Source organism: Actinoplanes sp. NPDC049802, assembly GCF_040656595.1.
GTDB lineage: Bacteria > Actinomycetota > Actinomycetes > Mycobacteriales > Micromonosporaceae > Actinoplanes.
On sequence record NZ_JBFAMR010000039.1, the window covers coordinates 29,693 to 51,237 of the forward strand.

The 21,545-nt window shown below is 70.1% G+C and carries 20 protein-coding genes; 6 read left to right on the forward strand and 14 right to left on the reverse strand.

Going from position 1 to position 21,545, the window contains the following annotated elements:
* Positions 1 to 713: 713 nt before the first annotated feature.
* The 6 genes from AB0I88_RS25145 to AB0I88_RS25170 all read right to left on the reverse strand — a co-directional run bounded on the left by AB0I88_RS25145 (position 714) and on the right by AB0I88_RS25170 (position 5,563).
* Positions 714 to 1,376 carry a hypothetical protein gene (locus AB0I88_RS25145; RefSeq protein ID WP_361029162.1) on the reverse strand — a complete coding sequence of 221 codons (663 nt, stop codon included), beginning with the start codon at positions 1,374 to 1,376 and terminating at the stop codon, positions 714 to 716.
* Positions 1,377 to 2,154: 778 nt separating this feature from the next.
* Positions 2,155 to 3,168 (reverse strand): AraC family transcriptional regulator, encoded by a 1,014-nt coding sequence (locus AB0I88_RS25150; protein WP_361029165.1) that lies wholly within the window; start codon positions 3,166 to 3,168, stop codon positions 2,155 to 2,157.
* 10 nt (positions 3,169 to 3,178) lie between these two features.
* The gene (locus AB0I88_RS25155; protein WP_361029168.1) at positions 3,179 to 3,550 is read right to left on the reverse strand and encodes a phospholipase; all 372 of its coding nucleotides are present in this window, start codon (positions 3,548 to 3,550) and stop codon (positions 3,179 to 3,181) included.
* Complete coding sequence (locus AB0I88_RS25160; protein WP_361029171.1) at positions 3,547 to 4,938, reverse strand: DUF4331 domain-containing protein; 1,392 nt, start codon at positions 4,936 to 4,938, stop codon at positions 3,547 to 3,549. Before AB0I88_RS25160 ends, AB0I88_RS25155 begins: the two co-directional genes overlap by 4 nt.
* Positions 4,939 to 4,971: 33 nt before the next feature.
* Entirely contained in the window at positions 4,972 to 5,253 is a 282-nt protein-coding gene (locus AB0I88_RS25165) for a hypothetical protein (RefSeq protein ID WP_361029174.1), read from the reverse strand.
* Between the two features lie 160 nt (positions 5,254 to 5,413).
* Positions 5,414 to 5,563 carry a hypothetical protein gene (locus tag AB0I88_RS25170; protein WP_361029177.1) on the reverse strand — a complete coding sequence of 50 codons (150 nt, stop codon included), beginning with the start codon at positions 5,561 to 5,563 and terminating at the stop codon, positions 5,414 to 5,416.
* A gap of 226 nt (positions 5,564 to 5,789) precedes the next feature.
* Between AB0I88_RS25170 and AB0I88_RS25175 the strand changes: the two genes are divergently transcribed.
* Positions 5,790 to 6,158, forward strand: a complete 369-nt coding sequence (locus AB0I88_RS25175; RefSeq protein ID WP_361029180.1) for an FKBP-type peptidyl-prolyl cis-trans isomerase — start codon at positions 5,790 to 5,792, stop codon at positions 6,156 to 6,158.
* Positions 6,159 to 6,241: 83 nt separating this feature from the next.
* On the opposite strand, the gene AB0I88_RS25180 is transcribed toward AB0I88_RS25175, so the two are convergent.
* Together AB0I88_RS25180 and AB0I88_RS25185 are read right to left on the reverse strand one after the other, a co-directional pair.
* Complete coding sequence (locus AB0I88_RS25180; RefSeq protein ID WP_361029183.1) at positions 6,242 to 7,123, reverse strand: hypothetical protein; 882 nt, start codon at positions 7,121 to 7,123, stop codon at positions 6,242 to 6,244.
* 43 nt (positions 7,124 to 7,166) lie between these two features.
* Positions 7,167 to 7,376 carry an RNA-binding S4 domain-containing protein gene (locus AB0I88_RS25185; RefSeq protein ID WP_361029186.1) on the reverse strand — a complete coding sequence of 70 codons (210 nt, stop codon included), beginning with the start codon at positions 7,374 to 7,376 and terminating at the stop codon, positions 7,167 to 7,169.
* Between the two features lie 99 nt (positions 7,377 to 7,475).
* On the opposite strand from AB0I88_RS25185, the gene AB0I88_RS25190 reads away from it, so the two are divergent.
* A complete protein-coding gene (locus AB0I88_RS25190) occupies positions 7,476 to 8,267 on the forward strand; it encodes a DUF1775 domain-containing protein (RefSeq protein WP_361029189.1) in 792 nt (263 codons plus the stop codon).
* A gap of 250 nt (positions 8,268 to 8,517) precedes the next feature.
* Here the strand turns inward: AB0I88_RS25190 and AB0I88_RS25195 are convergent, their stop codons facing one another.
* Positions 8,518 to 9,441: an exopolyphosphatase gene (locus tag AB0I88_RS25195; RefSeq protein ID WP_361029192.1), complete on the reverse strand. Its 924-nt coding sequence runs from the start codon at positions 9,439 to 9,441 to the stop codon at positions 8,518 to 8,520.
* A gap of 206 nt (positions 9,442 to 9,647) precedes the next feature.
* Here AB0I88_RS25195 and zwf point away from each other — a divergent pair, with 206 nt between their 5' ends.
* Together zwf and AB0I88_RS25205 are read left to right on the forward strand one after the other, a co-directional pair.
* Positions 9,648 to 11,141, forward strand: coding sequence for a glucose-6-phosphate dehydrogenase (zwf, locus tag AB0I88_RS25200; protein WP_361029195.1), 1,494 nt, complete (start codon positions 9,648 to 9,650; stop codon positions 11,139 to 11,141).
* Between the two features lie 176 nt (positions 11,142 to 11,317).
* Positions 11,318 to 11,653, forward strand: a complete 336-nt coding sequence (locus AB0I88_RS25205) for an STAS domain-containing protein (protein ID WP_361029198.1) — start codon at positions 11,318 to 11,320, stop codon at positions 11,651 to 11,653.
* A gap of 6 nt (positions 11,654 to 11,659) precedes the next feature.
* On the opposite strand, the gene AB0I88_RS25210 is transcribed toward AB0I88_RS25205, so the two are convergent.
* The gene (locus tag AB0I88_RS25210) at positions 11,660 to 12,703 is read right to left on the reverse strand and encodes an ROK family protein (RefSeq protein ID WP_361029201.1); all 1,044 of its coding nucleotides are present in this window, start codon (positions 12,701 to 12,703) and stop codon (positions 11,660 to 11,662) included.
* A 115-nt stretch (positions 12,704 to 12,818) separates the two neighbouring features.
* On the opposite strand from AB0I88_RS25210, the gene AB0I88_RS25215 reads away from it, so the two are divergent.
* Both AB0I88_RS25215 and AB0I88_RS25220 read left to right on the forward strand, forming a co-directional pair.
* The gene (locus tag AB0I88_RS25215) at positions 12,819 to 14,489 is read left to right on the forward strand and encodes a DUF1800 domain-containing protein (protein ID WP_361029204.1); all 1,671 of its coding nucleotides are present in this window, start codon (positions 12,819 to 12,821) and stop codon (positions 14,487 to 14,489) included.
* 6 nt (positions 14,490 to 14,495) lie between these two features.
* Positions 14,496 to 15,857 carry a DUF1501 domain-containing protein gene (locus AB0I88_RS25220; protein ID WP_361029207.1) on the forward strand — a complete coding sequence of 454 codons (1,362 nt, stop codon included), beginning with the start codon at positions 14,496 to 14,498 and terminating at the stop codon, positions 15,855 to 15,857.
* 85 nt (positions 15,858 to 15,942) lie between these two features.
* On the opposite strand, the gene mmsB is transcribed toward AB0I88_RS25220, so the two are convergent.
* The 4 genes from mmsB to araA all read right to left on the reverse strand — a co-directional run bounded on the left by mmsB (position 15,943) and on the right by araA (position 21,434).
* Positions 15,943 to 17,187 (reverse strand): multiple monosaccharide ABC transporter permease, encoded by a 1,245-nt coding sequence (gene mmsB / locus AB0I88_RS25225; RefSeq protein ID WP_361029210.1) that lies wholly within the window; start codon positions 17,185 to 17,187, stop codon positions 15,943 to 15,945.
* The gene (gene mmsA, locus AB0I88_RS25230) at positions 17,184 to 18,719 is read right to left on the reverse strand and encodes a multiple monosaccharide ABC transporter ATP-binding protein (RefSeq protein ID WP_361029213.1); all 1,536 of its coding nucleotides are present in this window, start codon (positions 18,717 to 18,719) and stop codon (positions 17,184 to 17,186) included. The genes mmsB and mmsA overlap by 4 nt, the downstream gene beginning before the upstream one ends.
* A 73-nt stretch (positions 18,720 to 18,792) precedes the next feature.
* Positions 18,793 to 19,920 (reverse strand): multiple monosaccharide ABC transporter substrate-binding protein, encoded by a 1,128-nt coding sequence (gene chvE, locus AB0I88_RS25235; protein ID WP_361029216.1) that lies wholly within the window; start codon positions 19,918 to 19,920, stop codon positions 18,793 to 18,795.
* 29 nt (positions 19,921 to 19,949) lie between these two features.
* Complete coding sequence (gene araA / locus AB0I88_RS25240) at positions 19,950 to 21,434, reverse strand: L-arabinose isomerase (RefSeq protein ID WP_361029219.1); 1,485 nt, start codon at positions 21,432 to 21,434, stop codon at positions 19,950 to 19,952.
* Positions 21,435 to 21,545 lie beyond the last annotated feature (111 nt).

The following is a 21,545-nucleotide window of genomic DNA, read 5'->3' on the forward strand; positions in this document are numbered from 1 at the left end:
CGCACCCGGCTGCACCGGCGGCCAGCCTCCCGGCCCACCCGACTGCACCGACACCTGGCGGCCGGGCCCACCCAGCTACACCAACCCCCGGCAGCCCGCCGCACCCGACAACACCACCAGCCGCCGGCCTCCCGGCCCACCCGACTGCACCGACACCACCGACCTCAGGCAGGACGGCCCGCTCTGCGGCGGTGACCCGGGTGCCGAAGCCCTCGTCTGTCCTGCGGCGCATGCCGGGAACACGACAGCCGGCCGCCGAGTCTCCGGTGCCCGCCCGGAGGGCGACGCCTGCGTCGCCGGTCTGTTGCGCACCCGGCTCGACGATCTCGGTAACGCCGTCCCCACGGATCATCCAGGGGATCTCCCAGCTCAGACCATTTCCGACCCACCGCCCCCAAGGGCGCCGAGGTGCATGTCTCCCGTCAGCACCGGCGCGGTTACGCCCCGCCGTGTTTGACACCTTCCTTCCGATCGGTCTGGTTCACACCGGCCGGACACGCGGAGCATCAGCCCACCTGTTCACTTCGGTCTCAGGGGTGGGGCGCCGGATCCGCCTCGGCGGCGGCCCGGCTGTCCCTGCCCGGTTCCGTAGGGAATGCGTCTCCTCCCCACGGCTGAAGCCGGGGGTTTCCACGGAGTTCTCGATGACCGGATGGCGACCTTCACCACCCGGGCAAGGGCGGCCCTCGCGAAGTTCATCCCGGTCTGACCCGTCACTCGCCGACGAAATCGTCCTCCCCGAACGGAATCGCGACGGGTGGGACGTCGGAGGAGGCAGCCGGCGCCGGGATCGCGGTGCAGTAGGCGCGGGCCAAGGCGGCGAACGGGTCCTCGCCCGGCTGGGGCGGGGAACATGCGGCCACGCCGGAGGAGGCGGTGGTCCACGACGTGAAGGCGCCCTGGAGCGGCGGGTCGTCGCAGACGACCGTGAAGGTGGCCGAGGCCGACCGCACGCCGTCGTAGAGGATGAACTCTTTGATCGAGGCGTCGCCGCCGAAATCGAAGCTGTCACCGTTCTCCGGCAGCGGGGCGGGCCCGGACCGCAGGTCGACGCCGGCCTCGGCGCTCAGCGACTCGGCCAGGGCGGGAATCCAGTCGACGGGCGCCGCCACGCCGGTGATCCGCGGAGTGAACGGGCCTTTCAACACCTCCTCAACGGCCATCCCATCCTCGCCCACATCCGTGCGCAAGCGGGAGGCCCTGCTCAGGCGCGGCTCCTGCCGGAAATCTGCCCAGTTCACCTCGGCCGCGGTGGGGTCGCAGCCGGGCGGCACGGCCCGGCTGGGGACGGCGGCGGGCGCGGCGCCCGGTCCCGCGCATCCGGCCGACGCCAGCGCCGCCACCACGGCGAACAGCACGAATCCTCGCTCGATCACCGCGACAGCATCGTGCATCACCAAACCCGTGGGGTACGCGGGCCAAGCACCCGCCCACCTTCCGGCGGACGCCGCGCCCGCGGTAGGGAAACGCCCCTGAATCACGGCGCGCGGCCGGGCGGGCTGAGAACGGACCACGACGTGGGAGACGCCGCCGGGGCTGCCCGGCGGGTGGGAGCGGACCCCGGCGCGAGAGACAGGGCGGGTGGGGGTCGAGCCGGGACGGCAGGTCAGCCCAGCCGGCGCGGCAGAGGCTGAAACACAGGCAGACAGGGCACCCGAACCGGACGGCAGACCAGCCCGGCACGCACGGCAAAGACTGAAAGCGCAAGCAGACACGGAACCCGAACCGGACGACACAGCGCAGCAGACCAGCCCAGCCAACGCGGCAGAGGCTGAAACAGGCGGGCACGGAACTTGAAGCGGACAGCACGGGACGGCAGGTCAGCCTAGCCGGCGCGGCAGAGGCTGGTCTGGTAGGTGATCGCGGAACCCGAACCGGACAGCACGGGACGGCAGACCAACCCGGCACGCGCAGCAAAAACTGAAAGCGCAAGCAGACACGGAACCCGAACCGCACGACACAACACAGCAGACCAACCCGGCACACGCAGCAAAGACCGAAAACGCAAACAGACACGGAACCCGAACCGCACGGCACGGGACGGCAGGTCAGCCCGGCGGGCGCGGCAGGGGCTGGAGTGGCAGGTGGTCGCGGGGTGCGGGCGGGACGGGGCGGATTCGTGGGGAGCGGTGCAGCGCGTACCAGAGATGGGGGTTAATGGCGGTTTCGTAAGGTTTGGGAGGGGGTTTCGCCGAAGCGGGCACGGTAGGCGCCGGCGAAGCGGCCCAGATGGGTGAAGCCGTAGCGGTAGGCGACCTCGCTGACGCTGACCTGGCCGGGGTCGGAGCGGGCGAGTACGGCGTGCACCTCGTCGAGGCGGACGCGGCGCAGGTAGGTGAGCGGTGGCTCGCCGACGTGCTGGCGGAACGACTCCTGGAGGACGCGGACGCCGACGCCGGCCAGCGCCGCCAGGTCGTGGATCGTGTAGGCCCGCCAGGGTTCGGCGTGCATGGCGTCGAGGGCCCGCTTGACCGTGCGCGGGCGGTGCGGGCCCTGGAGGCCGGCGGGCTCCTCGCCGTACGGGTGCTCGACGGTCAGCGCCAGGCCGCTGACCACCATGTCGCGCCAGCGGGCGGCCATCCGGGGGCGGCTGGCCAGCGCGTCCGGCTCGCGGAGCTCGGTGAGCAGCAGCCGGACCATCGCCACCCAGGTCCGGCCGGGGCCGTCGACCAGGTCGAAGGTGGCGCCCAGCGGGAGCGGGGAGGTCACCCGCTGGTCGAGGGCGGCGTCCACCTCCCGTTCCAGGGCGGCGCGTTCCACCTTGACGCTGAGCAGCCGGCACGAGCCGGGCCAGTCGAGCTCGATGTCGCCGGTCGGCCGGTACACCACGGCCCGGGTCGGGTCGGCCATCACCACGGCGCCGCGGTGCCGGGAGCGCAGTTCCCCGGTCAGCGGGACCAGCACGTGGTACGACGTCTCGAGCGCGGCGATCGACAACCGGATGTCGGTGCCGTAGCCGAGCTCGCCGAGCGTGATCGGGCCGAGCAGCACCACGTCGGCCTGGAACCGCAGCCGGCCGGGGTCACCGACCGGCTCGATCCGCAGCGGCCCGTAATAGAGCTTCCGGCAGAACTCGCGGGCCTCGTCGACGTCGGTGGTGCACAGGCCGACGTGAACCGGGACGTCCGCGCCCGGCGACGCCGGACCCGGAGACCGACCGCTCGCCATGGCGTCCAGACTAGACGGAAACCGGCCTCCGCCCGGCAACGAGATTCGCCGGCCAGGTGACCTCGGCGACCGCGCCGCCGCGGACTTCCACCTGGGTGAGCGGGGTGTCGTCGTCCTGCCAGACCACGTACCGGCCCTCCGGAAGGCCGTCGATCACCACACAGAAGGTGACACCGGCGCTGACATAGCGGGCACGGACCGCGGCATGGGTACGCGCGCCGGTGTCCCCCACCGGCGACACCTCGATCTCGTGACCGTGCATGGCGGCCGGCGTGTAGATGATCATCGCGCCGATGCCGCCGCCGATGTCGAGCATCACGGTGCCCTGGCCGGACGGTGCGAACGTGTGGTGGTGGTGCGGTTGACCGTGGCTGTGGCTCATGAGGGGTTTCCGAATCCGTCGAAGGGGGCGCCGAGGAAGGGGAACTTCTTGAGCAGGCCGGCGCTGGAGTCCTTGATGCTCAGCCCCTGTTCGACCAGGGCGGCCGCGGCGTCCGGCTCGAAGTCGGCGTTCACCAGCGGGACGGTGACGCCGGCGATGGCCCGCAGCGAGATGGAGACGACGTCGTCGGCGATGCGGCGGCCGTTCGGGAAGCCGGCCAGGTCTCCGCCGAGCAGGCCGAACTTGTTCTCCTTCTCGGCCGGCTCGATCGCGGTGTTGAGCCGCAGCATGTCGGCCTGCAGTTCGCCGGTGTTGTTCTGGAACCCGTCGATCAGGCCCGCCGGGATGCCGGTGAGCAGGATCGCCAGCAGGTCGGCGCGCGGCTCCCCGGTCTTGTTGAGCTCGGCGAGCTTGTCGAACAGTCCCGGGTAGAGCACCGGCAGGAGCGCTCCCAGCTCGGGCGTGGCGACGAACCCGGCGAACCGTTTGTCCTCGCTCGGCGGCAGGCTGTTCCACCTGTCCTTCTCCGCCATCGGGACGATGACCTCGTTGAACAGCGGGTTGCCCAGGCGGGACACCTGCACCTGCGGGCCGACCACCACGTCGCCGTCGCCGGTGTCGCCACGGACCTCGACCTGGCGGCGGCTGGCCGACGTCCACACGCCGATGACGGCGCCGGCGTCCTTGGCCCGGACCCGCTTCCTGCCGTCGCGGCGGACCATGTGCAGCGGGATCTGCAGCGCGATGCTGTGCACGTTGGTCTTGTCGGTGGCGTTGACCGCCTTGCCGGCGTAGTTGAACAGTTGCGAGCCGACCAGGTGCTTGTCCTGGAACGGGCGCAGCGTGCCCAGGTCGAAGATGGCGCCCAGGTCGACGAAGAACGCGTCGGCGCGCTGACCGGCGAAGACCTTCTCGCCGGTCTTCAGCTTGTGTACGGCGTCGTCGGCGAGTTTGTCGTAGTCCGGGATCGAGATCTTGCCGACGTTGCACGGCGGGCACTGCAGCTTGCCGGCCAGCACCGTGCTCTTGCCGGACTTGTCGACCTTGGTGACCGAGTAGAACTGGCGACGGTTCCAGTTCTCGCTGTCCAGCGACTCGATCTGGCCGGTGTTGTAGAGGAACGTCTTGTCGTTGCGCAGTTCGGTGCGGAACCGGAACTGGTAGGTGATGTCCGGGCGGGCGTCACCGTTCGCGTCGATGTGGATCTCGTACAGCACGTCGTCGCCGAACTCGAAGAAGTTCGGGCCGCTGGCGGGGATCTGCAGCGGCACGTAGTTGGCGATGATCGTAACGGTGTCCGGGTCGTCGGGGCTGACGAACGCGTACAGGTCGGAGCTGTCGGCGACCGGGTCCTTGCTGATCTCCGGCGCTTCGCGGTGGGAAGACATGTTCGGGGAATCTCCTGTCGAAACGGCGGAAGGTCAGCGTCCGGCGGCTTTGAGCAGGCTCTTCGCGAGGTCCTTGTCGGTGATCGTCCTGCGCCGCTCGCCCGAGAAGACGTCGATCGTGCCCTTCTTCGCGTCCACCAGCGACAGGACCAGCGGCGAACCGTCGCCGTCGCCGCCACCGGCGGACTCACCGGCGAGGCTCAGACCGGCCACCGAGGCGGCGGAGACACCGACACCGGTCGCGGCCAGGGCGAGCACCCGGCGACGGGAGAGCCAGGAGGTGCGGGACTGGGCGCGGTAACGAACACGACTCATGCTTGGCCTTTCGTCGTTGGGGGCCTGACAGGCGGTGCATCGTCGACGCCCGTCAGTACGAGATCCACGAGCGGGCGGTTCAAACCGTTTTCCGAAACGCCTCAACGGGTTTCGCGGCGGCGCAGCCGGAGGACGGCGGCGCTGAGAACGGCCAGGAGGATCACCAGGAGGGCGCCGCCGATGAGCCGGTGGCCGAGGGCGCGGCGGCCGTCGGCGGGAAGTCGTCGCGGGCCGGATCGAGGACCCGGTAGGCGTCGATGCCGCCCCTGCACGGCTTGCCGTCGGGCACCCGCTCGGTGTCGTCGTCCACGTTCGCCAGCCGCAGGTTGTGGTACGCCCCGAACCCACCGGTGGCCTTGAACGCGGCACGGCAGGTCGCCGCGCCGCGTTCGGTCCCGTTGCCGGCGGACGGACATCATTTCTCCCGGGTACGGCGAGGACGGAGCCACCCGGAGGTACGGCTTTCGGGCACCGCTCGTTCAGGCGCGATCGACCTGTGATTGCATGGCCGAGTCCGTAAGAAATCTGGAGGATTCATGAGCAAGCCCGACGTCGGCACCATCCCCGACGCCCCCGCCACCGAACTGGTGATCGAGGACATCGTCGAGGGCACCGGCCCGGAGGCGAAGCCCGGCGAGTTCGTCAGCGTCCACTACGTGGGTGTCGCCCAGTCCACGGGCAAGGAGTTCGACGCCTCCTGGAACCGCGGCGAGCCGTTCGGCTTCCGGGTCGGTGGCCAGCAGGTCATCGCCGGCTGGGACCAGGGTGTGGCCGGCATGAAGGTGGGCGGCCGCCGTCGCCTGGTCATCCCGCCGCACCTGGGTTACGGGGCGAACGGCGCGGGCGGCGTGATCAAGCCGAACGAGACCCTCGTCTTCCTGGTGGACCTGCTGCAGGTGCACTGACACGGCGCCGACCGCCGGCGGCCGGCCGACAGGTGGCCGCCGGCCGCCGGTGCGCACCACCAGCAGAGACTCCTCGATCGGGGTCATGACTGCCTCAGCAGCGAGGCGCAGCCGGTCTCCTCGGGCAGCAGCGGCCGGAACCGGATCTGCCACCTCTTGCCGGCGGACTCCCACGGCGTACGCTCATCGGCCTTGTCGGCGGCGGCCCAGACGGCGTCCTTCGCCGCACCCTCGACCGCCAGGCAGTTGATCTTGAGGTCTTCGTTGAGGTAGCCACCGGGCAGTTCCGGGCCGGGCCAGCGGACCGCGTCCCCACCCGCCCCGTCACCGGTGTCCTGGTACGGCTGGGCGAGCACCGCCACCCGCTCCGGACGGTACTGCCGCGGCTGCGAGCCGGCCGCCTCGGCGAACTCCTTGCTCAGCGTCCCGATGAAGCCGGCCAGCCGCTTGCGGGCGGCGTTCTGCTCGGGCGTGAGCGCGGCGTCGTCGGGCCGGGCCTCGTTGAGTGCCATCACCTCGACGACCTGCTCGCCGCCTCTGGTCACCACGGTGATCCGGGTGCTCGGGGCGTCGGCGACGCCGGGCGCGCCGAAGTCGGCGCCGGTCCTCACCCCGGCCGCCACCGCCGCCGCGGTCAGCGCACGCACCCGGTCCGGGCCGAGCCGGGCCTCCTGGAGGTTGGGCAGTGCCTTGCCGGGATAGATGGCCGGCACCGGGCCCTCGGTCAGCGCACGCCCGTCGGCGTAGACGGTGAACAACGGGAGCCGGGAGGGGATGGTCTCGGCGGGCACGAAGCCGCCGCGGTACTCGACACGCAGCGCCACCTGCTTCGGGTCCGCGGAGGCGGTGGTGCTCTCGACGACCGGGGCGCCGGAGGCCGGGTCACCGGCGGCGCCGGGCTGAGCGCACGCGCCCAGCAGCAGAAGGGGGACGGCGGCGGTCAGCAGGCCGCGGTTTCTGTTCATGACGAGTACGACGAGGCGCGCCCCGCCCGGGTTCCGGCCGGAGTCAGGAAACCACCCGCGCCCTGCGGCCGAGCACCTCCACCACGTCACCCGGGCGGAGCTGGCGGCCGCGCCGCAGGTCGACCTCGCCGTTGACGGTCACGTCGCCGGAGGAGATCAGGATCTTGCCCTCCCCACCGGTGTCGATGAGATCGGCCAGCTTGAGGAACTGGCCGAGCCGGATCATGTCGCCGTCGATGGGCACGTCACGCATGGCCTCATCATCCCCGGCGCCGGATCGCGGAAATCTCTTGGGTACGCGTTGAACCATCCGGGCCGGTGATCCGAACTACATGTCGTGAGCCTTCTCGGGATGGCCCGCCGTGCGGGCGCGCTGACCACTGTGACCACCGCCGGCGTGCTCGCGCTCGCCGGCCCGGCCGCGGCGGATGTGACGGTGAGCCCGCCGACCGTGCCCCAGGGCGCGGGGGCGAACCTGAGCTTCCACGTGACCAACGAGGGCACCGCGCCGGTGACCGAGGTGACGCTCAGGATCCCGGCGGACACCCCGGTGGCCGAGGTGTATCCGCTGTCGGTGAACGACTGGGCGCCCCGGATCACCTACCGCGAGCTGAGCCGGCCGCTGACCACCATCCACGGCGGCACCCCGGTGACCGAGGCCGCCGACTCGATCGTCTGGCTCGCGGTGAACGGTGTCACGATCGAGCCCGGCCGGTCCGCCGACCTGACCGTCGCGCTGGGCCCGATGCCGGCGCTGAGCTCGATGCGTTTCACCGTGGAGACCAGGTACGCCGACGGCAAGGCCGGCCCGGTCATGCCGGGCACGGTGGCGCTGACCCCGTCCGACGGGACCGCCGCCGTGTCGCATCACGGCCAGGGCTCCGGCACGGCCGGCGCCTCGCAGGCCGAGGAGGTCCTGTTCCGGCGGCTCGCCGAACAGGCGCAGGAGGGCCCGTCGTGGGTCTCGGTCTCCGGCTGGCTGGTGGCGGCGCTCGCGCTGCTCGGGGCCGGGTGGATGATGCTGCGCAACCGGCACCGGGCGGCCGAGGAGGAGCCCGGCGAGCCCGACGAGACCCCGTCCGGCGACGACGAGTCCGACAAGGAGCCGGTCGCCGCCGGGCGGTGGAGTTACCAGGGCGAATGAGACTCCCACGTAGGCCGGGCCTGCGTTCGGGATGGATGAGGACTGTTCATGGCAGCGGAGATCGAGGCGCCCCGCTCGCGGGCCGCTGACGTCGAGGCAGGCCGTGGACGGCCCTCACCTCACGCGGGTGGGCGTGAGGATGTCGTGGCCAGCGCGTGGGGCGCGGAACCACGACCGGCGGGTGGGGCCCGGGCAAGGCCCGTGATCCGCGTGCTGTACGGGCGGGGCCTCGCGGGCCCCGCCCGTACGGTCAGACCGGCACCACCCGCTCGGTGCGCAGCGCGTCGATGATCTCCCGTTCCACCCGGTCCGACTCGTCGTGCGGGACCTGGCAGGTGCCGGCCGCGAGGTGGCCGCCACCGCCGTAGCGCAGCATCACGGCGCCGATGTCCACCGGCGAGCTGCGGTCCAGGATCGACTTGCCGCAGGCGAAGACGGTGTTGAGTTTCTGCCGTCCCCAGATGATGTGGACCGAGACCCGGGACTCCGGGAAGAGCGCGTAGACCATGAACCGGTTGCCCGCCTCGATCACCTCCTCGTCGCGCAGATCGACGACGACCACGTCGCCGTCCTGTCGGCAGACCCGGTGCAGCTGTTCGACGAACCGGGCCGTGCAGGCGTGGAAGAGCTGGGCCCGCTCCACCACGTCGGGCAGAGCGAGGATCTCGTGCACGTCGTTGTGCTCGATGCAGGCGTCGATGAGCTGCATCATCAGCTGGTAGTTGGAGATCCGGAAGTTGCGGAACCGGCCCAGGCCGGTCCGGCTGTCCATCAGGAAGTTGAGCAGCGTCCAGCCGGTCGGGCTGAGGACGTCGGTGAGCGAGTAGTCGGCCGAGTCGGCCTGGTCCACGGCGAGCATCAGCTCGTCGGAGACCTTCGGGAAGCGCTCCCGGCCACCGAAGTGCTCGTAGATCACCCGGGCGGCCGAGGGCGCGTCCGCGTCGATCACGTGATTGCCCAGCTCGCCGGTGTTGCGGAGGGTCTCGGAGTGGTGGTGGTCGAAGACCATGCTGGCGCGGGAGTCGTACGGCAGGTTGGTCAGGATGTCCCGGTCGGTGATGTCGACGACCCCGTCCTGCACGTCCTTGGGATGCACGAACAGGATGTCGTCGATCATGTCGAGATGGCGTAGCAGCACGGCGCACACGAGACCGTCGAAGTCGCTTCTGGTCACCAGCCGGTACTTCACAGGGTCCCCCTCGCTTGCCAGACCTTTGGGACCAGTTTGCCACTTTTTTCGTTATCGCCCGACCGCATCGACGGACGGACGTGTTCACCGCCACGTTGTCCCGCTTTCCAGGAAGCGGGTGAACCCTTGAAGGGCCCCCGCCCGTAAGGTTCAAACGGACGGTTACGACCCGGTCGGAGGACTCTCAGAAGATGGACCAAGCACCCCAGCTCATCCAGGAGCGCAGCGCGCCGCCAGCCACGCTGGTGATCTTCGGCGCCTCCGGTGACCTGACCCGCCGCAAGCTGCTCCCGGCGGTCGGCAACCTGGCCCGCCACGGCCGTCTGCCCGACCAGTTCGCCCTCGTCGGCGTCGCGCGGACGCCGATGAGCGACGAGCAGTTCGCGGAGAGCGCGCTGGGCGGCCGCAGCCTGTCCGAGAAGCGCCAGCTGGCCGGCGGCGTGCGCTACGTGGCGGGCGGCTACGACGACCCGGAGACCTACAAGCGCCTCGCCGAGACCCTCGACGAGCTGGACGCGGCCCGCGGCACCTCCGGCAACCGGCTGTTCTACCTGTCCACCCCGGCGGGCGCATTCGAGCCGGTGATCAACGGGCTGGCCGGCGCCGGGCTCAACCACCCGCGCGAGGGCTCGTTCTCCCGTCTGGTCATCGAGAAGCCGTATGGGCGGGACCTGACCACCGCCCGGGGGCTGGACGGCGTGGTGCACAGCGCGTTCGAGGAGCACCAGGTCTTCCGCATCGACCACTACCTGGGCAAGGACACCGTCCAGAACGTGCTGGCGCTGCGCTTCGCCAACTCGATCTTCCAGCCCATCTGGGACCGGTCCTGGGTCGACCACGTGCAGATCACGGTGGCCGAGACGCTGGGTGTCGGCACCCGTGGCGGCTTCTACGAGCACGCCGGCGCGATGCGCGACATCGTGCAGAACCACGTGCTCCAGGTCCTCGCGCTCGCGCTGATGGAGCCGCCCGTGTCGTTCGAGGGCGAGAACCTGCGCAACGAGAAGGTGAAGCTGCTCCAGGCGATCCGGCTGCCCACCGACCGGGACATCGCCGACGCCGCCGTCCGCGGTCAGTACACCCGGGGCGGCACCCGCGAGGAGCTGATGGCCGGCTACCGGGAGGAGGTCGGCGTCGACCCGCTGTCGCGTACCGAGACGTATGCGGCGATGCGCCTGAACGTGGACAACTGGCGCTGGGCGGGGGTGCCGTTCTACGTGCGCACCGGCAAGCGCTTGCCGGCCCGGCTCACCGAGGTGGCGCTGCAGTTCCAGCGGCCGCCGCACCTGCCGATCCCGGACGACCAGCTCACCGGCCTCGAAGCCGACGCGCTGATCCTGCGCATCCAGCCCAACGAGGGCATCTCGCTGCGCTTCGGCGCCAAGGTGCCGGGCCACACCTTCCGGGTCCGCACGGCGAGCATGGAGTTCTCGTACGACCAGACGTTCGTCGAGGAGTCGCCGGAGGCGTACGAGCGGCTGCTCCTGGACGCGCTGATCGGTGACGCGTCACTGTTCATCCGCAGTGACGAGGTGCAGCAGTGCTGGCGGATCGTCGACCCGATCATCGAGCACTGGGCGAACGACGGCTCGCCGATCCCGACGTACGAGGCGGCGTCCTGGGGTCCCACCGACGCGGACCGGCTGATCGGCCGCAACGGGCGGAAGTGGCGAAACGCCGCCTGACCGGAGGAACCTGCGGGTGACGGCGGGCTCGCATAGGGTGGTCATCATCCTCGATCACTGAGCCCGCCCCAAGGAGGGTCATTCAGAACCCACATCGAGTTGCACGGGCCGCAGCTCAGCGCCCTGGCCTCCACCGTTCTGAATGATCCTCCTGCCCTACCGGAAGACAGACGCATATGCAGGTCTCGGTCGCGCACCACCCACCGAACACGGCCGTGCTGGTTCTGCGCGGATCGCTCGACATCGACACCGCCCCGGCCCTCAAGGCGAATCTGAGCCGCCTCGTCGAGCGTCCCGCCCCACGGGTCGTCGTGGACGTGTCCGGCCTCGACTTCTGCGACTCGATGGGCGTGGGCGTCCTGGTCACCGCGCACGGGCGGGCCGTCGAACGAGGCGGCTGGGTCCGTCTCGCCGCCCCGTCCGGTTTCCTCCGCCGGCTCTTCGACACCCTCGGGCTCAGCGACTACCTGCCGATGTACCCGGACGTCACCGCCGCGCTGAAGGAGGACTGAACCCGCTCAGACCGGCGCGACCGTGTTGAGGGCGGCCACCGCGGCGCCCCGGGCCCCGGCCATGTCCCGGTCCGGGACCAGGGCGAAGGCGGCCACCGCCTTCTGCTCGTCGCGCAGGTCGGTGTTCTCCCGCACGGTGTTGAGGAACCACTGCCGGAAGTGCGGCGCCGCCTCCACCACGCCGCCGCCGAGGAAGTAGGCGGACGGGTCGGTGAAGTTCGCCGCGATGGTGAACAGTTTGCCGATCGCCTTGGCCTGCTGTTCGAACACGGCTAGCGCCATCGAGTCGTCCTTCTCCGCGTACCCTCGAAGGGCTTTGGCAGCGGCGCCGATCGGCTCGCCCGCCAGCGGGTGGTCCGGGAACCGGGTCAGCCAGTACGGCAGCAGGTTGTTCCGGATGCCGGTGAGCGAGGCGACGCTCTCCACGTCCCCGGCGAAACCGCAGTTGCACTGCGGGACCGGCTGCCCGTCCTCCAGCACACCGTGCAGCGGGATCTGCACGTGACCGAGCTCGCCGGCCATCCCGGCGACACCGCGGATCACCGTGCCGGCCTCGACCACACCGCCACCCAGCCCGGTGCCGACGATCGCCGAGACCGACGAGTTCTCCCGCGCGGCGGCGCCGAAATGCTGGTGGTGGGCGTAGAGGGCGGCCGCGTTGCCGTCGTTGTTGTAGACCACCGGCAGCCCGAGCCGGTTCTCCAGGGCGCCCCGGATGTCGAACCCGTGCCAGGACACCTGGTTGAAGTTGGTGGCGCCCTTCGACGAGATCACGCCGTTGGCGCTGGCCGGGCCAGGAGTGTCCAGGCCGACCGCGCGGACCAGCGACAGCGGTGTCCTGGTCAGCTCCAGGATCCCGGTGAACGCGTCGGCGAGCGCCTCGACGGCCGACTCCGGGCCGTCGAGCACCCGGCTCGGATTCTCCACCAGGTGGTCGACGAGGTATTGCCCCGTGGCGTCGAGCACGGTGGCGTTGTTGCAGGTGCCGCCGTTGTCCAATCCGACGACGACCCAGGAGGACGGGGTGCGTACCGCTTCAGCCTGATCCACGGCCATGAGCCTAGGACAGCGCGGGCTCTCCGGACACGGGTGCGCGCGGATTGCGGGTCCGTTAGTCACGGTTGCAACGGCGACTCGGCCCGCCGCCCAGGCCGAACCGCCTGGCATGACCGACTGCACCGAGCGGCACTCAGCTGGACCGGACAACGGCCACACCGGCGAGGGCCGGGAGGGCATGCCGAAAGCCGGCCCAGCCATGACCGACCGCACCGAGCGGCACTCAGCTGGACCGGACAACGGCCACACCGGCGAGGGCCGGGAGGGCATGGCCAAGCCGACCCGCCGTGCGGTGCTCGCCGGTTCCGTCGCGGTCGCCGCCCTGACCGCCACCGGGGCCACGGCCGCCGTCGCGGCCGCGCCCGCTCTGGCCGGGACGCTGGGCAGCGACCCGATCGCCCACCTGCTGCGCCGGGCCACCTTCGGCCCCACGCCGGAGTCGCTGGCCGAGGCGCGGAGGCTGGGGGTGAAGGGCTGGCTGGACCGCCAGCTCGATCCGGCGCGGATCGACGACAAGAAGTGCGACGCGGTCCTGGCGCGGCTTCCGCTGGCCGGCGCGGACGCGGCCGCGGTCCGTGCCGGGCTCGCCAAGCACTCGTACGAGGCGTTCGGCCAGCTGGGCCGGGCCGCCATCGCCCGGGCCGCGTGGAGCAACCGGCAGTTGTTCGAGCAGGTCGTCGCGTTCTGGTCGAACCATCTGCACATCGCTGCCCCGTCCAGTGGCGTCTGGGACACCCGCGCCGAGTACGACCGGGTGGTCATCCGCAGGCACGCGTTCGGCAGGTTCGCCGACATGCTCAAGGCCGGCGCCAGGCATCCGGCCATGCTGACCTATCTGGACCAGCGGTCGTCGACCAAGGCGCATCCGAACGAGAACTACGCCCGTGAGCTGATGGAGTTGCACACGGTGGGCCTGGTCCACCGGGAGGCCGACGTGCCGGCCGCCGCCCGGCTGCTGACCGGCATGACGGTCGGGTCTTCCGGCGGGTACGTCTACGACGCCTCCCGGCACGCCACCGGCGCCGTCGAGATCCTCGGCTTCAAGCACGCCAACAAGGCTGCCCACGGCGAGGCGGCGGCTCTGGCCTTCATCGATCACCTGGCGCGGCACCGGGCCACCGCCGAGCGGATCGCCCGCAAGCTGTGTGTCCGGTTCGTCGCCGACGAGGCCCCGGCCTCGCTGGTCGCCGAGCTGGCCGAGGTGTATCTGGACAACGACACGGCGATCGTCCCGGTGCTGCGGGCGCTGTTCACCTCCGCCGAGTTCGCGGCGTCGGTCGGGCAGAAGACGCGGACCCCGTTCGAGGACGCCGTGGCCTCGGTGCGGGTGCTGGGGCTGGGCCCGGACGCCTCCGGGGTGAAGTCGCTCGACGCGCTCTACAACACCCTGGTGTCGGCCGGGAACGCGCCGTTCCGGTGGAGCCCGCCGAACGGGTTCCCGGACGTGGCCGCCGCGTGGGCGTCGCCGGCCGCGTTCCTGCTGCGATGCAACCTGCACCTGAACCTGGCCGCCGGCTGGTACCCCAGGCAGCTGTCCCGTCCCGCGGACCTGCTGAGGTCGCTGGTGCCGGTCCTGCCGGGCACCTGGGGTGCGCTCGTCGACGCGATCGCCACCCGGATCGTCGGGGCCCGGTTGCCGGCCGCGCACACCGCCGCCGTGCTCAGTGTCGCGGGCAAAGTGCCGACCAGTCCCCTGACCGCCAAGGACAGGTCGCTCGCCGGTGCCGCGCCGTACCTGATCGCTCTGGTCCTTGACTCGCCGTCCTTCCAGCTGAGGTGATCCTCCGTGTCGACTGCCCGCACCGAACGGCAACGCCGGGAACCTTCCGACCGGGCTGGGGGTGAGGGCCGCGACGGCATGGCACCTCAGGCGCCGGCCACCGCGACGTTGTGCTGTGACGAGAACGAGAAGCTGAACCTGTCCCGCCGGGGGCTGCTCGGCCGGGGGCTGGCCGTGGGCGCGGGCGCCGCGCTGACCGGTCTGGCCGGGGAGGCGCTGAGCACCAGCCTGGCGTTCGCGGCGGGGGCGTACACCGGCGACACCCTGGTGGTGATCTCGCTGCGCGGCGGTTTCGACGGGCTGTCCGCGTTCGCACCGATCGGGGATGCGGAGTACTACAAGGCACGGCCGGGCATCGCCGTACCCAAGGCGAAGGTGATCGCCGGGGACGGCATGTTCGGGCTGCATCCGGCGCTGGCCCCGCTGTTGCCGCAGTGGAAGGCGGGGAGGCTGGCCGCGGTGCACGCGGTCGGGCAGCCGAACCCGACCCGGTCGCACTTCGCCGCCATGGAGGCGATGGAGAACGCCGCCCCCGGCACCTCGATCCGTACCGGGTGGCTGGACCGGATGCTGGGGCTGACCGGCGCGGCCGGCCCGCTGGCCGCGGTGTCGATGGGTGGGTCGATGCCGGCCCGGCTGTTCGCCGGCCCGTCGGCCGACGTGTCGATGAAGGGTGTCGACGATTTCACGCTGGCGGCCGAGGGCAGGAAGCCGATGGCGGCCGCGCTGCGGGCGATGTACGCCGACGCCCCGCCGCTGATGGCGGGCGCCGCGCGGGCCGCCGACCGGGCGCTGGCCGCCACCACGTCGGTGAGGAGCGCCGCCGGCGCCCCGGCGAACGGGGCGAGTTACCCCGCCACCGACACCGGTGCCGCGCTGCGTGACGTGGCCCGCCTGATCAAGGCGAAGAAGGGCCTGGTCACGGCCACCGTCGACTGCGGCGACTGGGACATGCACGAGGGGCTGGGCCCGGCCGTCAAGGGCCAGCGGATGTACGACAACCTGGCCGGCCTCGCCTCCGCGGTGGCCGCGTTCGTCACCGACCTGGGCGAGACCGCCATGAAGAAGGTGACGGTGCTGACGATCAGTGAGTTCGGGCGCCGGGTCGAGGAGAACGGCTCGCGCGGCGTGGACCACGGCCACGGCAACGCCATGATGCTGCTGGGCGGTGGCATCCGGGGCGGCAAGGTGTACGGCACGTGGCCCGGCCTGGCCCCGGCGGCGCTGGTGTCCGGCGATTTGAGGGCGGTCACCGACTATCGCGCGGTGATCGGCGAGGTGCTGCGGAAACGGTGCGGGGTGGGCGCGCTGGACAAGGTGTTCCCCGGCGTCGAGCCGTCGTCGTTCGGCCTCGCGGTGGCGGCATGAGAGGAGGCCGGCGCTTCTCCCAGGAAGCGCCGGCCTCTGTGCCGTCCCGGTTCAAGGCCCTGCACCGGGACGGCGTGTATCCAACTCAGCGGGCGCCTGCCGTGCGGCGCTTCGACCAGACGTCGAAGGCCACCGCGAGCAGCAGCACCGCGCCCTTGACCAGCATGACCGTCTCGGTCTGTGCGCCGAGCAGGCCCATGCCGTTGTTGATGACACCCATGATCAGGCCGCCGGTGATGGCGCCGACCACCTTGCCGACGCCGCCCTGGACCGCGGCGCCGCCGATGAACGCGGCCGCGATGGCGTCCAGCTCGAAGCTGTTACCGGCGGTCGGGCCGGCCAGGTTGAGACGGCCCGCGAAGATCAGGCCGGCCACCGCGGACAGCACGCCCATGTTGACGAACAGCCAGAACACCACCGACTTGACCTTGACGCCGGAGAGCGTCGCGGCCTGCAGGTTGCCGCCGACGGCGTAGATCTGGCGGCCGAAGACGGCGCGGTTGGTGACCAGGGTGTAGCCGACCACCAGCAGTGCCAGCAGCACCAGCACCCACGGCAGGTTGCGGAACCGGGCCAGCTGGATGACCACGAACATCACCAGCGCGGCCGGGACGACGACCTTGAGGGAGAACAGCCACATCGGGTCGACGACCTGGTTGTAGCGGATCCGGCCGGCGCGTGCCCGGTACTGCACGAACGCCATGCCGGCCACCACGGCCACGCCGACGATGATGCTGAACAGGTCGGCGCCGCCCAGTGGGCCGAGCGCGATGTTGTTGAGGAATCCGGGGATGAAGCCGTTGGCCGCGCTCCGGACCTCCTCCGGGAACGGGCCGATGCCCTTGTTCCCGAGGATCATGTAGGTGACGGCCCGGAACAGCAGCATCCCGGCGAGCGTGACGATGAAGGCGGGGATGCCGAAGTACGCCACCCAGTAGCCCTGCCAGGCGCCGATGAGCGCGCCGAAGATCAGCGTCGCCAGGATGGCGAACGGCCAGGGAATATCCCATTCCACCATCATCACCGCGGCGAACGCGCCGGCGGCGGCCACCACCGAACCGACCGACAGGTCGATGTGACCGGCGATGATGATCAGCACCATGCCGATCGCGAGCACCAGGATGTACGAGTACTGCACGATGATGTTGCTGAGGTTCTGCGGCGCCAGCAGGTCGCCGCCGGTCAGCACGGTGAACAGCACCACGATCAGCGCGAGCGCGATGTAGATGCCGCTCTGCTTCAGGTCGAAGTTGACCTTGCGGGGCGCCTGGCGCTGGAGTGCGGGTCCCTTGCCGGGCTGCACGCCGGTGCTGGTGGGTGCGGCGGTCACGGCGCCACCTCCTGTACTTCCTTGGTCATCAGGGTCATCAGGCTCTCCTGCGTGGCCTCGGCGCGCGGCACCTCGCCGGTGATCCGGCCGGCCGAGAGGGTGTAGATGCGGTCACAGATCCCGAGCAGCTCGGGCAGCTCGGACGAGATGACCAGGATGGCCTTCCCCTCGTCGGCGAGCCGGTTGATGATCGTGTAGATCTCGTACTTGGCGCCGACGTCGATGCCACGGGTCGGCTCGTCGAGGATCAGCACGTCCGGATCCGTGAGGATCCACTTGGAGAGCACGACCTTCTGCTGGTTGCCGCCGGAGAGCTTGCCGGTGATCGCCTCGACGCTCGGCGCCTTGATGTTCATGCTGGCGCGGTACTCGTCGGCGACCTTGTACTCCTCGTTGCCGTCGACCCAGCCGCCCTTGGCGAGCTTGCCGAGTGCGGCGGCGGAGATGTTGCGCTTGATGTCCTCGATCAGGTTCAGGCCGTAGCGCTTGCGGTCCTCGGTGGCGTACGCGAGGCCGTGGTCGATCGCCTCCCGCACGGTACGGGCCTGGATCTCCTTGCCGTCCTTGATCAGGCGGCCGGAGATGTTGACGCCGTAGGAGCGGCCGAAGACGCTCATCGCCAGCTCGGTGCGGCCGGCGCCCATCAGGCCGGCCAGGCCGACGATCTCGCCGCGGCGCAGTGTCAGGTTGGCGTTGCGGACCAGGGCCCGGTCGGGCTGGGTGGGACTGTAGACGGTCCAGTCCTCGATCCGCAGCGATTCCGCGCCGATCTTCGGCTCGTGCTCCGGGTACCGGTGCTCCATGTCGCGGCCCACCATGCCCGCGATGATCTTCTCCTCGGAGAGGTTCGCGGTCTCGTCGGTCCAGATGGTCTTGCCGTCCCGCAGGATGGTGACCCGGTCCGAGATGCCCATCACCTCGTTGAGCTTGTGCGAGATGATCACGCAGGTGATGCCCTCGTCACGCAGTCCGCGCAGCAGGTCGAGCAGGTGCGCCGAGTCCTCGTCGTTGAGCGCCGCGGTGGGCTCGTCGAGGATCAGCAGCCGGACCTCCTTGGACAGCGCCTTGGCGATCTCCACGAGCTGCTGCTTGCCGACACCGAGCTGAATGACCGGCGTGACCGCGGTCTCGGTGAGCCCGACCCGGCGCAACAGCTCGTCGGCTGCCGCGTTGGTCCGGTTCCAGTCGATCCAGCCGTTCTTGGCTTGCTCGTTGCCGAGAAAAATGTTCTCGGCGATGGAAAGATTCGACGCGAGCGCGAGTTCCTGGTGGATGATGACGATGCCGCGATGCTCGCTGTCGCGGATTCCGGAGAACCGGCAGGGCTCGCCCTCGAAATCGATGTCGCCCTCGTAAGTGCCGTGCGGATAGACGCCGGACAGCACCTTCATCAGGGTCGACTTGCCGGCCCCGTTCTCCCCGCAGATGGAGTGGATCTCTCCCCTGCGTACTTCCAGGTTGACATCCTGCAGCGCCTTGACGCCCGGGAACGTCTTGGTGATGCCGCTCATCCGCAGGATCGTGTCGGTCATGGGGACCCTCCTATTGGGCCGCGAGGGTGGCCGCGCCCCGCCCGTTGGGGTCGGGCGGAGCGCGGAGCCCGGGTCACTTCAGCTGGTCGGCCTTGTAGTAGCCGGTGTCGACCAGTTCCTTCTGGTAGTTGTCCTTGGTGACGATCAGCGAGTCGAGCAGCATCGACGGGACGACCTTCACACCGTTGTTGTAGTCCTTGGTGTTGTTGGTCTCCGGGGTCTGGCCCTTGAGCACCGCGTCCGCCATCTTGCCGGTGGTCTCCGCCAGCTTGCGGGTGTCCTTGTAGATGGTGGAGTACTGCTCACCCGCGATGATCGACTTGACCGAGGCGATCTCCGCGTCCTGGCCGGTCACGATCGGGTACGGCTGGGCGGAGGTGCCGTAGCCGGCCGACTTGAGGGCCGACAGGATACCGATCGAGATGCCGTCGTAGGGCGAGAGCACGCCGTCGACCTTCACGCCACCCTTGTAGGTGGAGGTGAGGAGGTTCTCCATGCGCTTCTGAGCGGTCTCCGGGTCCCAGCGCAGGGTCGCGACGGTCTCGAAGTCCTTCTGGCCCGACTTGACGACGAGGGTGCCGTCGGTGATGTACGGGTCGAGGATGCTCTTGGCGCCCTCGAAGAAGAACGTCGCGTTGTTGTCGTCGGGCGAGCCGGCGAAGAGCTCGATGTTGAGCGGGCCCTTCTTGTCGCCCTTGCTGCCGTCCGCCTTGAGGACGCCGAGGCCGGTCAGCAGCGAGGTGGCCTGCTGGACGCCGACCTTGAAGTTGTCGAACGTGGCGTAGTAGTCCACGTTCGGGCTCTTGCGGATGAGGCGGTCGTACGCGATGACCTTGATGCCCGCCTGGGCGGCGTTCTCCAGCTGGCTGGAGATCGCCTCGCCGTCGATTGACGCGATGATCAGCAGCTTGGCGCCCTTGGTGATCTGGCTGTCGAGCTGCTGGGTCTGGGTCGGGATCTGGTCCTCGGCGTACTGCAGGTCGACCTTGTAGCCGAGACCCTCGAGCTGCGACTTGAGGTTGTCGCCGTCGTGGATCCAGCGCTCCGACGAACGGGTCGGCATGGTGATACCGATCAGGGCGCCGGAGTTGTCGCCGCTGGTTGCTTCCTTGTCGACGGTCTTCTCAGCGTCACCGCAGGCCGCCATGGTGGCGGTCAGCGCGGCGGCGGTGAGAACAGCCGCGATCCGGGTGAATTTCACGGTGGAACTCTCCTCTTTGAGAAACGGTGTTACAGGGGGCGAGCCAGGCGGTGGTACGCCTGGTTCCAGCGCACCCGGTCGGAGAAATCGGCCGGTGTGGTGCGCTCATCGATCAGAAGAAGCTCGGTCTGAGCCATTTCGGCGAAGTCACGCAAGGTTTCTGCGCCGACCGCCTGCGTCAGCACCGTGTGGTGCGGGCCGCCGGCCATGATCCAGCACTCGGCGGAGGTGGACAGCGAGGGGGCCGGCTTCCAGACCGCTCGGGCCACGGGCAGGTTGGGCAGCGGCTCGTCCGGCGGAATCACCTCGATCTCGTTGGCGACCAGGCGGAACCGGTCTCCCATGTCGGCCATGCCCATGACCACCGCCGGGCCGGGGGCCGCGTCGAAGACCAGGCGCACGGGGTCCTCCCGGCCACCGATCCCCAGCGGGTGGATCTCGGCACGCGGCTTGGCCGACGCGATGGACGGGCAGACCTCGAGCATGTGCGCGCCGAGGATCTTAGGCTCACCCGGACCGAAGTGGTAGGTGTAATCCTCCATGAATGAGGTACCAAGTCCGGTTCCGGAACCCATCGCCTTCACGGTGGCGACGAGTACCGACGTCTTCCAGTCGCCCTCCCCGCCGAAGCCGTAGCCGTCCGCCATCAACCGCTGCACCGCGAGTCCGGGAAGCTGGCGCAGACCGCCGAGGTCCTCGAAGTTGGTGGTGAAGGCGCCGAAGCCGCCCTCGGTCAGGAACTGCCGCAGGCCGGCCTCGATGCGGGCGGCGTAGCGGAACGACTCCAGGCGCTCACCGAGCAGCTCGGGCGCGATCTCGAAGACGTCGCGGTACTCGGCGAGCAGCTTGTCGATCTCGGTGTCCGAGATCTGGTCGACGACGGCGACCAGATCGTTCACGCCGTACGTGTTGACGGAGACGCCGAAACGCAGCTCGGCCTCGACCTTGTCGCCCTCGGTGACCGCGACGTCGCGCATGTTGTCGCCGAAGCGGGCCAGCCGCAGGCCGCGCAGATGCTGCAGGCCGGTGGCGGCGCGGGCCCAGGCGCCGACGCGCTTCACGACGGCCGGGTCGGAGACGTGCCCGGCGACCACCTTGCGCGGCACACCGAGGCGGGCCTGGATGAACCCGAACTCCCGGTCGCCGTGGGCGGCCTGGTTGAGGTTCATGAAGTCCATGTCGATGGTCGACCACGGCAGCGACGCGTTGTGCTGGGTGTGCAGGTGCAGCAGCGGCTTGCGCAGCGCGTCCAGGCCACCGATCCACATCTTGGCCGGGGAGAACGTGTGCATCCAGGCGATGATGCCGATGCAGTCGCGGTCCGCGTTCGCCTCGAGCATGACCTGCTTGATGGCGCCCGAGTCGGTGAGCACGGGCTTGCCGACGATCTCGGCGCCGACGCCGGCGGCGGCCAGGGTCCGCTGGATCTCAGCGGACTGGTCGGCGACCTGCTGAAGGGTTTCCGGGCCGTAGAGATGCTGGCTACCGGTCAGAAACCAGATCTGCGGGTTCATCGTGTTTCCTCGGTTCTCTCGAAATTCAGCGGGCCCCCGGGCCTGCGACACGCGATCACGCTGAGAATTTGTCGCACAGGAGTCGCCGCACGCTGAACGCCTCAATGATCT